General features: G+C 41.8%; 15 protein-coding genes and 1 tRNA gene. 7 read left to right on the top strand and 9 right to left on the bottom strand.

All coding sequences use genetic code 11. The annotated features are described in order from the left end of the window. Positions 1 to 21 precede the first annotated feature (21 nt). Positions 22 to 846: a translation elongation factor Ts gene (tsf, locus tag CRO16_RS06280; RefSeq protein WP_097055444.1), complete on the top strand. Its 825-nt coding sequence runs from the start codon at positions 22 to 24 to the stop codon at positions 844 to 846. Positions 847 to 993: 147 nt separating this feature from the next. Here the strand turns inward: tsf and CRO16_RS06275 are convergent, their stop codons facing one another. Next, complete coding sequence (locus tag CRO16_RS06275; protein WP_143544442.1) at positions 994 to 1,362, bottom strand: hypothetical protein; 369 nt, start codon at positions 1,360 to 1,362, stop codon at positions 994 to 996. 156 nt (positions 1,363 to 1,518) lie between these two features. Here CRO16_RS06275 and pyrH point away from each other — a divergent pair, with 156 nt between their 5' ends. The 6 genes from pyrH to CRO16_RS06245 all read left to right on the top strand — a co-directional run bounded on the left by pyrH (position 1,519) and on the right by CRO16_RS06245 (position 9,051). Continuing rightward, positions 1,519 to 2,223 carry a UMP kinase gene (pyrH, locus tag CRO16_RS06270; RefSeq protein WP_097055442.1) on the top strand — a complete coding sequence of 235 codons (705 nt, stop codon included), beginning with the start codon at positions 1,519 to 1,521 and terminating at the stop codon, positions 2,221 to 2,223. Between the two features lie 37 nt (positions 2,224 to 2,260). Further along, positions 2,261 to 2,815 carry a ribosome recycling factor gene (gene frr, locus CRO16_RS06265; RefSeq protein ID WP_097055441.1) on the top strand — a complete coding sequence of 185 codons (555 nt, stop codon included), beginning with the start codon at positions 2,261 to 2,263 and terminating at the stop codon, positions 2,813 to 2,815. A gap of 120 nt (positions 2,816 to 2,935) precedes the next feature. Further along, positions 2,936 to 5,356 carry an efflux RND transporter permease subunit gene (locus tag CRO16_RS06260; RefSeq protein ID WP_097055440.1) on the top strand — a complete coding sequence of 807 codons (2,421 nt, stop codon included), beginning with the start codon at positions 2,936 to 2,938 and terminating at the stop codon, positions 5,354 to 5,356. A 93-nt stretch (positions 5,357 to 5,449) separates the two neighbouring features. Next, positions 5,450 to 6,892 (top strand): asparagine--tRNA ligase, encoded by a 1,443-nt coding sequence (gene asnS, locus CRO16_RS06255; protein ID WP_097055439.1) that lies wholly within the window; start codon positions 5,450 to 5,452, stop codon positions 6,890 to 6,892. Between the two features lie 93 nt (positions 6,893 to 6,985). Continuing rightward, positions 6,986 to 8,446, top strand: a complete 1,461-nt coding sequence (rpoN, locus tag CRO16_RS06250; RefSeq protein ID WP_097055438.1) for an RNA polymerase factor sigma-54 — start codon at positions 6,986 to 6,988, stop codon at positions 8,444 to 8,446. Next, positions 8,446 to 9,051, top strand: a complete 606-nt coding sequence (locus CRO16_RS06245) for a hypothetical protein (protein WP_097055437.1) — start codon at positions 8,446 to 8,448, stop codon at positions 9,049 to 9,051. The genes rpoN and CRO16_RS06245 overlap by 1 nt, the downstream gene beginning before the upstream one ends. On the opposite strand, the gene CRO16_RS06240 is transcribed toward CRO16_RS06245, so the two are convergent. From CRO16_RS06240 to CRO16_RS06205, 8 genes are all read right to left on the bottom strand, one after another. Beyond that, positions 9,046 to 9,753: a porin family protein gene (locus tag CRO16_RS06240; RefSeq protein WP_097055436.1), complete on the bottom strand. Its 708-nt coding sequence runs from the start codon at positions 9,751 to 9,753 to the stop codon at positions 9,046 to 9,048. The two genes, CRO16_RS06245 and CRO16_RS06240, sit on opposite strands and share 6 nt — an antisense overlap. A 101-nt stretch (positions 9,754 to 9,854) precedes the next feature. Continuing rightward, positions 9,855 to 10,337 carry an ExbD/TolR family protein gene (locus tag CRO16_RS06235; protein WP_097055435.1) on the bottom strand — a complete coding sequence of 161 codons (483 nt, stop codon included), beginning with the start codon at positions 10,335 to 10,337 and terminating at the stop codon, positions 9,855 to 9,857. A 20-nt stretch (positions 10,338 to 10,357) separates the two neighbouring features. After that, positions 10,358 to 10,966: an ExbD/TolR family protein gene (locus CRO16_RS06230; protein WP_097055434.1), complete on the bottom strand. Its 609-nt coding sequence runs from the start codon at positions 10,964 to 10,966 to the stop codon at positions 10,358 to 10,360. A 7-nt stretch (positions 10,967 to 10,973) separates the two neighbouring features. Beyond that, entirely contained in the window at positions 10,974 to 11,411 is a 438-nt protein-coding gene (locus CRO16_RS06225; RefSeq protein ID WP_097055433.1) for a hypothetical protein, read from the bottom strand. An 18-nt stretch (positions 11,412 to 11,429) separates the two neighbouring features. Continuing rightward, the gene (locus CRO16_RS06220) at positions 11,430 to 12,230 is read right to left on the bottom strand and encodes a MotA/TolQ/ExbB proton channel family protein (RefSeq protein WP_097055432.1); all 801 of its coding nucleotides are present in this window, start codon (positions 12,228 to 12,230) and stop codon (positions 11,430 to 11,432) included. 63 nt (positions 12,231 to 12,293) lie between these two features. After that, a tRNA-Ser gene (locus CRO16_RS06215) sits at positions 12,294 to 12,381 on the bottom strand. A gap of 84 nt (positions 12,382 to 12,465) precedes the next feature. Beyond that, a complete protein-coding gene (locus tag CRO16_RS06210; RefSeq protein ID WP_097055431.1) occupies positions 12,466 to 13,494 on the bottom strand; it encodes an asparaginase in 1,029 nt (342 codons plus the stop codon). Further along, positions 13,478 to 14,620, bottom strand: a complete 1,143-nt coding sequence (locus tag CRO16_RS06205) for a 1-acyl-sn-glycerol-3-phosphate acyltransferase (RefSeq protein WP_097055808.1) — start codon at positions 14,618 to 14,620, stop codon at positions 13,478 to 13,480. The genes CRO16_RS06210 and CRO16_RS06205 overlap by 17 nt, the downstream gene beginning before the upstream one ends. Positions 14,621 to 14,662 lie beyond the last annotated feature (42 nt).

Genomic DNA, 14,662 nt, shown 5'->3' with positions numbered 1-14,662 from the left:
TTAATAAAAATACTAAAGACTATGGCTAATATAACCGCCGCAGAAGTAAACAAACTGAGACAAGCTACCGGTGCCGGAATGATGGATTGCAAAAAGGCACTTGTTGAAGCTGAAGGAGATTACGATAAAGCTATTGAAGTTCTTCGTAAAAAAGGTCAAAAAGTAGCTGCAAACCGTGCCGACAGAGAATCAGCTGAAGGTGTTGCTATCGCAAAGGTAAATGCAGACAATTCAAGAGGGGTGATCATCTCTCTTAACTGTGAGACAGACTTTGTTGCTAAAAATGAATCTTTCATCAAGTTGGCCGAAGATTTCGCAGATCTTGCAATGAACGTAAATTCTAAGGAAGAGTTACTTTCTAAAGATTACAAAGGCATCACTGTTCAGGAGAAATTGACTGAGCAAACCGGAGTAATTGGTGAGAAGATCGAGATTGGAGATTTCAGGACTCTTGAAGCTCCTTTCGTAGGTTCTTACATTCACGCAGGAAACAAGATCGCTGTTCTTACAGGCCTTTCAGGAAAAAGCGAAAATGCCGAAGAGATCGCAAAGAACGTTTCTATGCAGGCAGCTGCCATGAACCCTGTTGCCCTTAACGAAGAAGGTGTTGACCAGTCTGTGATCGAAAAAGAGATCGAGATCGCTAAAGATCAACTAAGACAGGAAGGTAAGCCGGAAGATATGCTTGACAATATCGCAAAAGGTAAGATCAAGCGTTTCTTTAAAGACAACACTTTAGTAAACCAGGATTACATCAAAGACAGCAAAATGTCTGTTTCTGAATATGTAAAATCTCAGGATGCTAACCTTAAGGTTGTAGCTTTTGAAAGAGTTGCTTTAGGATAAGCACTTACTCATAATTCAAAAAACCCGCTTCTAAAGAGAAGCGGGTTTTTTATTTTAATTACACAACCCTTTCAGGGTTCCAAACCCTGGAAGGGTTTATTTGTTTCTATATAGTCTTGACTCAATATTCTTGGCTCTTGCCCCTATTTAATACCTGTCGAAAATGATAAAAGTAGGCTCTGCTTCAGGAATGGATACATAAAGGTTTTCTACCTTGATCCGGTTCTCGTTGATCTGCTCGAAGAAGAGTTCAGAAGAACCTTCCTGACCGGATGCAAGGCTCAGGAACAAAGTATTGTCTTCAATGCGATAGATATATTCTTCAGAATTCCCGTCACCGTCAATCCGGGTGAGGCGGTTGTTCTCTCCAAAATGAAGGGTAGTTCTCTCCGGTACCGGGGATGATTCTATCCATGTTCCTAAAATGGAACGTTCATCATCTATGTCTTTCGAACATGCGATACTTATAATGCAAAGCAGCAAGACCAATCCACTTCTAAAAATGTAATTTTTCATCTTCATTTTTTCTTACAGGTAAATTTATTCAATAAACGGAATTCCCAAAGCCAATATTATTCTTCTTTAACCCCGTTTTAGTTTTATTTTGATTTTTCCCGCTATACATGACAAAGATAATTTCCTTAGTTTTGCACAACCCATCAAATCACATAGATGCATTACAAAAGAATTTTACTTAAACTTTCGGGTGAAGCTTTAATGGGCAACCGCCAATATGGGATCGATCCCGAACGTTTAGCCGAATATGCACAGGAGATCAAAGCAGTAACCGACAAAGGCGTTGAAGTAGCCATAGTCATTGGTGGCGGTAACATCTTTAGAGGTGTGGCAGGAGCCAGTAGAGGAATGGATCGCGTTACCGGGGATCATATGGGAATGCTGGCAACTGTGATCAACGGGCTCGCTTTACAATCGGCTTTGGAAGATGCAGGAATTCAGACTAGGCTTCAGTCGGCCATTAAAATCAATGAGGTAGCAGAACCTTTTATAAGAAGGAAAGCAATGCGACATCTTGAAAAAGGCCGCGTAGTGATCTTTGGAGGAGGCACCGGGAATCCTTATTTTACAACAGATTCAGCAGCCGTGCTAAGAGCTATTGAAATTCATGCCGATGTCATTTTAAAAGGAACCCGTGTGGACGGAATTTACACAGCCGATCCTGAAATCGACAAGGCAGCGACAAAATTTGACTTTATCAGTTTTGAAGATGTGCTTCTAAAAGGCCTTAAAGTAATGGACACCACAGCTTTCACCCTTAGCCAGGAAAACAAGCTGCCTATCATAGTTTTTGACATGAACAGGCCGGGAAATCTGGAAAAAGTGGTAACAGGAGAAAAAGTGGGTACCAAAGTAAATTAAGCAGAGATAAACAGGTTCTAAAATTTAAACTTATAAAATGGACGACGAGTTAGATTTTATTATTGACAGTGCAAAAGAAGCGATGGATTCTGCCATTTTGCACCTTGAAAAACAACTTTTAAATATCAGGGCTGGAAAAGCCACTCCTGCCATGCTGGGAAGTGTAAGAGTAGACTATTACGGTAGCCAGACTCCGCTTAACCAGGTTGCGAACGTAAACACGCCTGATGCCCGTACATTAACCATTCAGCCGTTCGAAAAGAACATGATCACCGCCATTGAAAAAGGTATTATGCAGGCAAATCTTGGTTTTAACCCCATGAACAATGGGGACAGTGTGATCATCAACGTTCCTCCTTTGACTGAAGAACGTCGTCGGGAACTGGCAAAACAGGCAAAAGCCGAAGCTGAAGATGCAAAGATCGGGGTGCGTAATGACCGAAAAAATGCCAATCAGGAGATCAAAAAACTTGATATTTCTGAAGATCTTCAGAAATCTGCTGAAGCCGATATTCAGAAGCTTACCGATACTTACATTGAAAAAATCGAAAAGATCTTTGCCATAAAGGAGAAAGAGATTATGACGGTTTAGACTTTAAATATAAATACTTCCAAAAAGCAGCTTTACAGCTGCTTTTTTTGTGTCTTATTCCCCAGCTGCTAAATGGTTAAGTAGAGATGCTTTCTTACCTTTGCAAGACAATTTTCTTCCATGTCTAAATTTCTCGGCTTTGAATTCTGGAACACAGTTGCACGCATCATTTTGCGTAACAGGATCCTTATTCTTATCCTCATCGCCGCCTGTACCGTCTTTCTCGGTCTGCAGTGGAAAAACATGAAATTTTCCTTTACCGAAGCTAATCTTCTACCCGATGATGACCCTATAAACGTACAATACCATGCATTTCTGGATAAATTTGGGGAAGAAGGAAATGTCATCGTCCTGGCAGTAAATGATCCCAAACTTTTTACTCCCGAAAATTTTACCGCCTGGAATAATCTGTCCCGTGAGCTGCGTTCTTCTCCCGAAGTTGAATTTACCGTGGCGGTTGGCGACCTGATGAAGCTTCAGAAATTTGAAGACCCGGGCCGTTTTGAGATGGTGCCTTTTATCCAGGTAAAGGATCCGGATAGTTTACAGGTGGGGGCTTACCGGGACGAACTCTTCAATAATTTGCCATTTTACGAAGGTTTGGTCTACAGCCGGCATTCCAATACGGTACAAACTGCAGTCTATCTTGACAAAAAGATCGTCAACACCGGCAAAAGAAAGAGTTTTGTCGTAGAAGACCTTATTCCGCTTGTAGAAAATTTTGAAGAGGAGACGGGGATGAACGTGTATGTTTCCGGCATGCCCTACATCCGTACTCTTAATGCTCAGACTATTATCGATGAGATAGGACTTTTTATTGGTGCCGCCCTTCTTGTAACCTCGCTAATCTTTTTCTTCTTTTTCAGAAGTTTTCGTGCGACAGTGATCTCAATGATCACCGTGATTGTAGGTGTTATGTGGGCTTTTGGGGTGCTGGGATTACTACATTACGAGATCACGGTGCTCACTGCGATCATTCCGCCGTTGATCATTGTCATAGGGATCCCCAACTGCATATTCCTCATCAATAAATATCAGCAGGAGATCAAAAAGCACGGGAACCAGGCGAAATCACTGCAGCGGGTGATCACCAAAGTCGGGAATGCAACCCTGCTTACCAATCTTACCACGGCTTCAGGATTTGCCACTTTTATACTTACCGAAAGCACCTTGCTTACGGAATTCGGGATCGTTGCCTCCATCAATATCATCCTCATCTTTATTTTGAGTTTGCTCATCATTCCCATCATCTACAGCTATATGAATGTGCCGCGGGAAAAACACCTGAAGCATTTGAATAAGAGATGGATCAACGGCTTTGTGAATTGGATGGAAAAAATGGTGAAACACCACCGCATCAGTATTTTTATAATTTCTGTGATTCTCCTGGCAGCGAGCATTATAGGAATATACCAGATCAAGATCTCGGGAAGTTTACTTGAAGATATGCCGCAAAATGCCGACTTCTTCAAAGACATTGAATTCTTTGAGGAAGAATTTGACGGAGTGATGCCCCTGGAGATCCTAATCGATACAAAAAGGGAACAGGGAGTGATGAAGCTTCCTACACTAAAAAAAATGGAAGAGTTACAAAACCTTATTGCAGAAGAAGAGCAGCTCTCCCCTCCCATTTCTATTGTGAACCTGGTAAAATATTCCAAGCAGGCCTACTACAACGGAAACCCCAAATATTACCAGCTCCCCACCTCCCAGGAGCGGAATTTCATTTTACCCTATGCCCAGGGATTGGAAACATCCGGGAATAATCTTTTAACATCTTTTGTTGACAGTACCGGACAATATGCAAGGATGACTACTTTTATGAAAGACATTGGCACCAGGGAAATGGAAGAGATCGAGGAAGACCTGTGGCCAAAGATTAACGAGATCTTTCCGGAAGACAGATACTCTATAGAAATGACAGGCAAAGCCCTCATTTTCCAGAAGGGTACGACCTACCTGGTGAGAAATCTTATCATCTCCCTGGGACTGGCGATCTTCCTCATTGCCCTGTTGATGGCCTGGATGTTCAGATCATTTAAGATGATCCTGGTCTCATTGATTCCCAATATTTTGCCTTTGCTGGTCACCGCAGGAATGATGGGCTTTTTGGGAGTGCCTATAAAACCTTCTACAATTCTGGTCTTTAGTATTGCCTTTGGGATCTCTGTAGATGACACTATTCATTTTCTTGCCAAATACAGGCAGGAGCTAAAAGCGAACAACTGGAAGATCAAAAGATCGGTATATGCAGCGCTAAGAGAAACCGGGGTGAGCATGTTCTATACCTCTATTGTGCTTTTCTTCGGCTTTTCGGTCTTCATGATCAGTAGTTTTGGAGGAACGGTTGCACTTGGCGGATTGGTTTCGGCTACACTTTTATTCGCAATGCTGTCGAATCTACTATTGCTTCCGGCCTTGCTGCTGTCCCTGCAAAAAGAGATCGCCAACAAGGATGTGCTGCGGGAGCCTGCAATAGATATCATTCCGGCAGAAGATGATTCCGAAGAAAATGAGGAAGAAGCCTATTCAAAAATGTGATTTTTGGAAGCTATTTTTCCGCAGTAAGCCCATAGCTATTTACTTGTAAGGCATGTGCCAAAAATTTATCTTTGCCATTCAAATTTTGAAGAGATGATCACAGGAAAAGTCGCTGAACTTTTAGAAAGTACCAAATATTTACAGGAAGTCGAAGTTAAAGGTTGGGTAAGGTCCTTTAGGAGCAACAGGTTTATTGCCCTTAATGACGGTTCGACCATCAACAACATGCAATGTGTGGTTGATTACGAAAAGATGAATGAGGCGCTGCTTAAGCGTATCACTGTAGGTGCTGCCATTAAGGTTACCGGCACACTTACCGAAAGTCTTGGGAGTGGTCAAAAAGTTGAAATTCAGGTGACAAATGTGGAGATCCTTGGAGATGCAGATCCCGAGGAAGTGAAATACACTATTCTCTCTCCAAAAAGGCATACGCTGGAGAAACTCAGGGAACAGGCCCATTTGAGGGTACGCACCAATACCTTTGGGGCGGTCATGAGATTGCGCTCCAAACTTGCATTTGCGGTACACAGCTACTTCCAGCAGAATAACTTCCACTATGTAAACACCCCTATCATCACCGGAAGCGACGCCGAAGGTGCAGGAGAAATGTTTAGAGTGACTTCTTTTGATCTGGATAATATTCCGCGAACAGAGGATGGAAAAGTTGATTTTAAAGAAGATTTCTTCGGAAAGGAAACCAATCTTACCGTCTCCGGTCAGCTCGAAGGGGAAACTTACGCTCTTGGTCTGGGACAGATCTATACTTTTGGGCCAACTTTTAGAGCCGAAAATTCAAATACCTCCCGCCACCTTGCCGAATTCTGGATGGTAGAACCCGAAATGGCTTTCTGCGATCTTGCGGGAAATATGGATATCGCCGAAGATTTTATAAAGTACGTTCTTAAGTACATTTTAGAGCACTGCAAGGATGACCTTGCTTTCCTTGAAGAACGTTTGGCAAATGAAGACAAGGCAAAACCTGAAGCAGAAAGAAGCCCAATGGGACTTACAGATAAGCTAAGGTTCGTGATCGACAACAACTTCAAAAGAGTGAGCTATACAGAAGCTATTGACATTCTTAAAGATTCGAAACCCAACAAGAAAAAGAAATTTAATTATATCATCGAAGAATGGGGTGCAGACCTTCAGAGTGAACATGAACGTTACCTGGTGGAGAAGCATTTTAAATGCCCAGTGATCCTTTTTGATTATCCTGCCAACATAAAAGCATTTTATATGCGTTTAAATGAAGACGGAAAAACGGTACGCGCCATGGATATTCTCTTCCCTGGGATTGGAGAGATCGTTGGAGGTTCACAGAGAGAAGAACGCCTTGATGTGCTTACAAAGAAAATGCAGGCGCTGGGGATAGATGAAAAAGAGCTTTGGTGGTACCTGGATACCCGCAGATTTGGTACTTGTGTACACAGCGGCTTTGGATTAGGTTTTGAGAGACTGGTGCAGTTCGCCACCGGGATGGGCAACATTAGAGATGTTATTCCTTTTCCAAGAACTCCTCTTAACGCAGAGTTCTAAACGCCTCTCGTCCTAAAGTAGTCATAAAACAATCTGCCTTCGTTTACGTTTGTAGATTGTTTTTTTTATTTTTATAAAAAGCCCAAAAACCCTATGCTAAAACAGCAATTAAATTTTAAACTTTCTCAAAAGCTCTCCCCTCAGCAAATTCAGTTGATGAAGCTTATCCAGCTGCCTACGCAGGCTTTTGAGCAGCGGCTTAAACAAGAGATGGAGGAGAATCCTGCCCTGGAAGGCGGGAAAGAAGAAAAAGACGAATACGAAGAGGATTATAACCAGGACGAATACCAGGATGATGATCCGGGAAATGAAACTATCGAAGCAGATATTGATGTAGATGAATATCTGAGTGACGATGAGATCCCCAATTATCGCCTCCAGGCAAACAACTACAGTGCAGATGATGAAGACAGGCAGGTACCCTATGCCTCTGGCACCTCTTTTACCCAATATTTAAAAACCCAGCTCAGCACCCTACGCCTTAACGAATCTGAAAAGGAGATCGCAGAATTCCTGGTAGGTAGTGTGGATGAAAGTGGATATATACGCAGATCCATTCAGGATATTGTAGATGATCTGGCCTTTACCCAAAATGTGTACACAGACGAACCTACAGTAGAAAAGGTCCTGAAGCATGTTCATGAACTGGATCCTGCGGGAGTGGGAGCAAGAAACCTTCAGGAGTGTTTACTGATACAATTGGGCCGTAAGGAACAAACAAGGCAGGTGAGCCTTGCCAAAGATATTATCGAAAGCTCCTTCGACCAGTTCAGCAAAAAGCATTACCAAAAATTGCTTTCCAAGCATGATATTACCGAAGATGAACTTCGTGACGCCATTGAGGTCATTGAACATTTAAATCCTAAACCCGGTGGCGCCTATGCGGGAAATACCCGCGCCGTAGAACATGTAATCCCCGATTTTACGATAAAGATCGTAGATGGAGAATTGGAACTAAGCCTCAACGGCCGTAATGCTCCGGAGATGCATGTATCGAAAGATTACAGTGAAATGCTCAAGGGCTATAAGGAATCCAAAGAGAAATCTAAAGCGCAAAAAGATGCAGTGATGTTCATCAAACAAAAACTGGATGCCGCTAAATGGTTCATAGAGGCCATCAAGCAACGGCAAACCACACTTTTTGTAACGATGAGTGCGATCATGAATTACCAGACAGAATACTTCCTCACCGGTGATGAACGGAACCTGCGGCCTATGATCCTAAAAGACATTGCCGACGAAATAGGAATGGACGTTTCTACAGTATCAAGGGTTGCCAACAGCAAATATGTTGATACACCGTACGGCACAAAGCTTATCAAGGATTTCTTTTCAGAATCCATGAAAAATGATCAGGGAGAAGATGTCTCAACCAAGGAGATCAAAAAGATCCTGGAGATGACCATTGAAGATGAGAACAAGCGCAAACCACTTACAGATGACCGGCTGGCGAAGATCCTTAAGGAAAAAGGTTATCCTATTGCCCGCCGTACTGTGGCCAAATACCGGGAACAACTTGACATACCGGTAGCCCGGCTTCGAAAACAGATCTAATGAAGGTTCTCCTTAAGAGTGCTTCTTACCTTTTTCACCCTCTTTGGATGCCGTTTGCAGGCACTTTGATCTATTTCCTTGTGTCTCCCCGCTTTTTTCCTGAAGAAGTGGTAAAAGCAAAGATCCTGGCGATTTCCATCATGACCATCTTCATTCCTGTAGTCTATTTTTTCATGCTGAAAACGCTTGGAAAAGTTACTGATCATTATATGAGGGAGATCCGGGAAAGGAAGTGGCCGTTGCTATTTTACGCGGGCCTTGACTTTGTAGTGCTTAAATATGTGCTGAATGTTTTTGATTATCCCGAACTCTATTATTTTTTCTTCGGGATCATGATCTCTGTGCTTCTGAACCTCCTTCTTTTATTTCTGAAGCTGAAGGCCAGCCTCCACATGACAGGATTAGGCGGACTTATGCTTTTCCTGATCTTCCTCAGTATTCATTTTAATCTCAATCTTATCTATACCATAAGTTTTTTAGTGGCTATAACAGGACTAACGGCGTCTTCCCGTCTATACTATGAAGCACATAATCTAAACGAACTGGCAATAGGCTTATTGGTAGGTTTTATTCCGCAGGTTGCACTTGCCTTTTACTGGCTATAACAAGTAGAACATAAGACCCACCTGGAAAGTGCGCAGATCGAGCGTTTCATTCTCAACGGTAGCACCGTCTAAAAAGGAATTAAGGCTATAATAGAAGTTGAAATTAAAGGTATTGTATCCAAAGGTAAAAGTTGCGCCCAGTCTAAACCTCTGGAATTCGGGAATGTCTGATTCCTTATAGGTTTGTCCTGCCTGGTCAAATCTGGTTTGAAAGTAGTAGGCGTATGCCGGTCTTAACCCCGCATAGATCCTCCAGAATTTATAGCTTTCTACCGTAGAGGTTCTCCACCTAAATTGAATAGGAATATCGACAGACTGGGTGGTAAACCTGTTAGTATCAAAGTCAATTCGCCCCCTGTCCATGATTTGAAAAAGGCTGTTGTCTGAATCTAGTTCCTTTCCTATAAAAACATTGTGCCCATAGGTGTCAACAGACCAACCCAGGCCAACTCCTATTGCAATATTACGCTGTTCATTGATGGGCATATCACGAATAAACCCTGCATGAAAACCACCTGAAAATTGCGAGCTTTCAATTCCCGAAGGTTGCCCGGTTATAATATTATAAGTAATACCAAAGTAAACCTGGTCTTCTCTATACAAGCTGTCTAATACAGGGGGAATATCATTATCCTCCTGCGCCCAGACACAGATTGGATAAATAAGGAACAGGCAAAAAAGCCATTTTTGGAGCAGGTTCATATGCAGCGTTTAAACAAAGATAAGTGTATAGCAAATACACCTCAAAAAAAATCCCCTTTCAACTTAGCTGAAAGGGGATCCTTCAAAAATAATGAATCGATTTAGTCGAAGTTTTGACTCGCTTCACCGGTACGGGTGGTATAATTGATCTTAAGCGCTTCCGCTTTTCTCAATTCCATCTTGATATCGGATACAAGCCCCATATTGGTTTCGTGGTCTACTTTAAGTGCAGTGGTAAGAAAAGGAACAAGCTCCTCTCTTTTAGACTCTCTTTCAGAATAAATGAACTGTTGGATTTCGGAAACATCAGCAAAATTGTCATTCAGCTGAATACGCGCCTCGGTACCAAAGCTCTGGCGATATCTTTCGCTGGGTTTACCTGCGTAGATATACATTACAAGATCTTTTTTATCCAGCTTTTCTACCTGGTCTGCATAAGGAAGTACGTTTTGAATCTTTAAAGTATTCTCACGCATTACAGTAGCAACCATGAAGAAGAAAAGCAACATAAATACAATATCAGGTAATGCCGAAGTATTGATCGCGGGCAGTTCACTACTCTTTTTCTTATTGAATTTTGCCATAATCTTTTAAATTTTCGCGATTAATTTTTTGGATCTGCTTCAGAGAGTTTTTGAGGCCACATGTCCCTCACCTGCTCTATTTGCTCTTTAAGTCTATCCTTGTTCCCCGTGTACCTCACATCATTGAAATCTGCTTCCATTTGTTGGAAAGATTTTCCAAACATTCTTTGAGCAGTACGGTCGCGAAGTTCATTGTATGCTCCAACAAGCTCATTTTGAACAGCGATATAGGTACCATATTCAGTTTGTCTGTCATTCACCAACATAATAACCGCTTTAACCGGGTTATCTGAAGATGTAGGGTCACCTGCTCCTTCACAATAATCGCAGGCCTCAGGACCTACTCCACCGCCATTATCTAAAAAGGCTTTGGCAGCTTCTCTCAGTTCACTCAATTCCATGAGTTCATCTTCAACAAGCAGATCATTATTGCGGTTAACAATTACCTGGAAAATATTCTTTTCCTTAATAACAGGAGGCACCACTTCCTCATCTTGCATTGGAGGCAACTTTCTGCTAATACCACTATCGGTTTCAATAGTAGTAGTTACCAGGAAGAAGATCAAAAGCAGGAAAGCGATGTCGGCCAAGGAACCGGCATTAACTTCGGGTGTGGATCGTCTGGCCATAATAAAGTTATTTTATAAGTTTTCTTATTCCCGAAACCACCATCAACAAGATTGCGATACATGCAAGGATGTAGAAGGTTACTAAACCTGCTCCTACCCAATGATCACCACTTGCAGAAAGCATGGTCCCGTCACTAAGTTGTTTCTCGGTACCGTCTGTAAGCACATATGCAATTCCAACAACTACAATAAATGCTCCTACGGCAATCAGAGTTCGCTTAATATCTCCTGAAAACAATCCTTTAATAACAAAGAACAGTACCAGGAGTACGATAATAGCAAACACAAGGTATGCCACATAAAGGAAAGGTGTTACCACACTTGCCTGTACATCGGCAGAATTTTCTATAGCATCATCACCGGCCATAAGAACCCTTGCCCAGAGGATAAGGCCTACAACACCAATGACTAGCGCTATATATTTTAAAATTTTATGTAAGGTCATAATAGTTTATTGGTATTGTTATACTCTTCTTTTGTTCTTGTAAGCTACAAGAATATCCATCAAAGTGATAGAAGCATCTTCCATATCATTTACAATACGATCGATCTTCGCAATGATATAGTTGTAAAAGATTTGAAGAATAATAGCTACGATCAAACCAAATACTGTTGTAAGAAGTGCGATTTTAATACCCCCTGCAACAAGAGATGGCTGCATATCTCCGGCAGCTTCAATTCTATCGAAGGCCTCGATCATACCAATTACTGTACCCATGAACCCAAGCATCGGTGCCAAAGCAATGAATAAAGAAACCCAGGATACGTTTTTCTCTAAAAGTCCCATTTGAACTCCACCGTAAGCCACAACCGCTTTTTCAGCAGCTTCAGTTCCTTCATCTGCACGGTCAAGTCCCTGGTAATAAATAGAGGCAACAGGTCCTTTTGTGTTACGACAAACTTCTTTTGCAGCTTCAATCCCGCCTGTATTAAGAGCGTCCTCAACATCCTGCGCCAACTTCTTAGTGTTGGTAGTAGCCATGTTAAGATATATAATTCTTTCAATTGCAATCGCTAAACCAAGGATCAAACAAAGAAGTACAATCCCCATGAATCCGGGACCACCTTCAATAAATCGCCTTTTTAGCTCCTGGTGAAAACCAGCATCTTCGGTTTCTGCTTCTTCAGCAACGGCCTGATCTTCATCCTGAACGAAGTTCACCATGGCAGCCGGCAAAGCATTTACGTTATTTGTCGCATTAACATCTACGGCTCCGAACACCATAATTGTAGCGATTACCAAAATTGAAAATAATCTTTTCATTACTTTTTGTCTTAATTTAATTAGTTAACGGGTTAAAGATATAAATATTTATTAATAAAATCGCAGAGAGGAAGGGATTCGAACCCTCGATACCCTTGTGGGGTATACACACTTTCCAGGCGTGCGCCTTCGACCACTCGGCCACCTCTCTAAAATGTTAAACTACTGCTGCTTTTGAAACAGTTCGCCAAATAACGAAAAAATTCCTGAGTCGGTCAAGAAACTGCCTTATTTTTTACGACATTTCCCCTCTTAAAGAAGTTTCGAAAATTGTTTTAAAAACTTTTGGAGAAAGATCCTTTGCAAGCAGGTACATCATTTTAGCCACAGCTGCCTCTGTTGTAATGTCTTTGCCCGAAACAACCCCGATTTTCTTAAGCTGAGTGCTGGTTTCATACTGACCCATCGCAACACTTCCTCCTATACACTGGGTAACGTTAACTATGACTACTCCCCTGGAAATAGTATTTTTCAACAGGTTTACAAACCAGTCTTCTGTAGGTGCATTACCACTTCCATAGGTTTCAAGGATTACTCCCTGCAATCCTTCCTTGCTAAGAATATGCTCCAAAAGACTCCTGTTGATGCCGGGAAAAATTTTGATAAGCGCGATCTCATCATTAAGACCGCGGTGCAACTTCATCTTTCTTCTGTTCGTCGCCCGCCACAAAGCGGAATCATTTACCGCCAAATGCACCCCGGAATTCACCAGCGGCGGATAATTTGGAGAAGCAAAAGCCTGGAAATGTTCTGCGTTGATCTTAGAAGTTCTGTTCCCCCGGTATAATTTGTATTCAAAATAGAGACCTACTTCGGTAATTAAAGGTTTGCCATGTTTCTGCAACCCGGCTATTTGTATACTGGTAATCAGGTTCTCCTTGGCATCTGTTCTCAAATCACCAATCGGGAGCTGCGAACCTGTAAAAATAATTGGTTTGGAGAGGTTTTCGAACATGAAGCTCAAAGCTGAAGCACTGTAGGACATGGTATCACTGCCGTGCAATACTACAAAGCCATCATAATCTTCGTATTTATTTTCAATTATTTCTGCAATCTGAAGCCAAAATGCAGGTTTCATATTTGAAGAGTCGATAGGCCTTTCAAAACTTACCGTATCAATGCGATGTTCCAGCAGCTTTAGCTCGGGAATATTCTGTAGTAATTCATCAAAATTAAAGGCCTTTAACGCTCCGGTTTCAAAATCTTTAACCATACCAATGGTTCCCCCGGTATAGAGTAAGAGAATTTTAGCGCTGTTGTTCATGCAGGTTCTTCTGGTTGATTACAGGATTAGCATACATAAGCAAATAGCTGTTTACCTCCAGGGCGTTTTTAAAGTCTACTCTCCTTGTGAGGCGTCTTTCGAATTGCCTTTTTTCTTTGATTGTATAATGTTCTTCAAACATACTGCTGCTGTTAAGCAGGTCAAAAGCAATATAATTTGCAGGCCATAAAGTGTAGTTGCTGTGGATTCTGTGATCAATACTGGCAGTTAAATTCTGGAGCTGTTCGTTCACCGATCCGGATTTTGCCTCGATCTCTCTTAGCGCCTCCACACTCACCGGTTCCCCTGCCGCAATATGTATCCTTCCTTTATTACCCAAAGCTCCTTTGAGAATAGATTTAAAATCCTCATTGGCCGATTTTATATAGATCGTCTCCATCCTTTTGGCAAGGATCTCCGGTAATTTTAGAACATCTGTAGGATCAAATTCGTAGGAAATGGCCACCGGAACAATTTTTAGTTTTCCAAAATATTCGGCCAGGCTATCATTTCCTTTGGCCATCGCCAACATTTTTAGAACCCCTTGCTGGGTTCGGTCGTTCCCATCTTTGGTGCGGCCTTCGCGTTGAGCCATCCATACCGAACGTTTTTCCTCAACTAACAGCTGTTTGATATATTCTGAAAGTTTTTGGGAACTCTGCAGCATTTCCCGTGGTCCCAGGCCTCTCTTTACCAGAAAGTTTCTGTTGAGTTTTGAAAGGGCGAGCAAAAATGGCTTTTTTACCAGGTTATCCCCAATGGCTGAAGCTGTCATTTTCAGGTCAGACTCATACAGCACTACATTAAGGAGGGAAGTATCAAGAACTATATCCCTGTGATTGGAAATATAGAGGTAAGATTCCTCTTTTTGAAGCCTTTCAAAACCGGAGTAGAAAAGACCTTCTGAACTTTTACTCAGTACTTTCTGTACGGTGTGATAGATGATCTGGGTCTGGAAATCCCTTATGGATCTACAGGCCAGTACCTTTTCCTCTATTTTTTGAAAGGCAACATTCGGAAATGTGTAATGCAAAAGGCCTTTAATCATAGGATGCTTCACATACTCCTTAAGAGCATCCTGTACTTCTACATCATTATAAAACCGAATATCATCGTAATTTGTCACCATTTCAGCATTAGGGTTAGCAAAAAAACAAAATAATAAGTA

Source organism: Salinimicrobium sediminis, from assembly GCF_900215295.1.
Lineage (GTDB): Bacteria > Bacteroidota > Bacteroidia > Flavobacteriales > Flavobacteriaceae > Salinimicrobium > Salinimicrobium sediminis.
The sequence above is the reverse complement of the archived record's forward strand: the minus strand, read 5'-3'. Positions and strand labels throughout refer to the sequence as shown.

Bases quoted from the DNA above. Each gene is read 5' to 3' on its own strand.
- tsf (WP_097055444.1), top strand. From the start codon at position 22: ATGGCTAATATAACCGCCGCAGAAGTAAACAAACTGAGACAAGCTACC.
- CRO16_RS06275 (WP_143544442.1), bottom strand. From the start codon at position 1,362: ATGAAAAATTACATTTTTAGAAGTGGATTGGTCTTGCTGCTTTGCATT.
- pyrH (WP_097055442.1), top strand. From the start codon at position 1,519: ATGCATTACAAAAGAATTTTACTTAAACTTTCGGGTGAAGCTTTAATG.
- frr (WP_097055441.1), top strand. From the start codon at position 2,261: ATGGACGACGAGTTAGATTTTATTATTGACAGTGCAAAAGAAGCGATG.
- CRO16_RS06260 (WP_097055440.1), top strand. From the start codon at position 2,936: ATGTCTAAATTTCTCGGCTTTGAATTCTGGAACACAGTTGCACGCATC.
- asnS (WP_097055439.1), top strand. From the start codon at position 5,450: ATGATCACAGGAAAAGTCGCTGAACTTTTAGAAAGTACCAAATATTTA.
- rpoN (WP_097055438.1), top strand. From the start codon at position 6,986: ATGCTAAAACAGCAATTAAATTTTAAACTTTCTCAAAAGCTCTCCCCT.
- CRO16_RS06245 (WP_097055437.1), top strand. From the start codon at position 8,446: ATGAAGGTTCTCCTTAAGAGTGCTTCTTACCTTTTTCACCCTCTTTGG.
- CRO16_RS06240 (WP_097055436.1), bottom strand. From the start codon at position 9,753: ATGAACCTGCTCCAAAAATGGCTTTTTTGCCTGTTCCTTATTTATCCA.
- CRO16_RS06235 (WP_097055435.1), bottom strand. From the start codon at position 10,337: ATGGCAAAATTCAATAAGAAAAAGAGTAGTGAACTGCCCGCGATCAAT.
- CRO16_RS06230 (WP_097055434.1), bottom strand. From the start codon at position 10,966: ATGGCCAGACGATCCACACCCGAAGTTAATGCCGGTTCCTTGGCCGAC.
- CRO16_RS06225 (WP_097055433.1), bottom strand. From the start codon at position 11,411: ATGACCTTACATAAAATTTTAAAATATATAGCGCTAGTCATTGGTGTT.
- CRO16_RS06220 (WP_097055432.1), bottom strand. From the start codon at position 12,230: ATGAAAAGATTATTTTCAATTTTGGTAATCGCTACAATTATGGTGTTC.
- CRO16_RS06210 (WP_097055431.1), bottom strand. From the start codon at position 13,494: ATGAACAACAGCGCTAAAATTCTCTTACTCTATACCGGGGGAACCATT.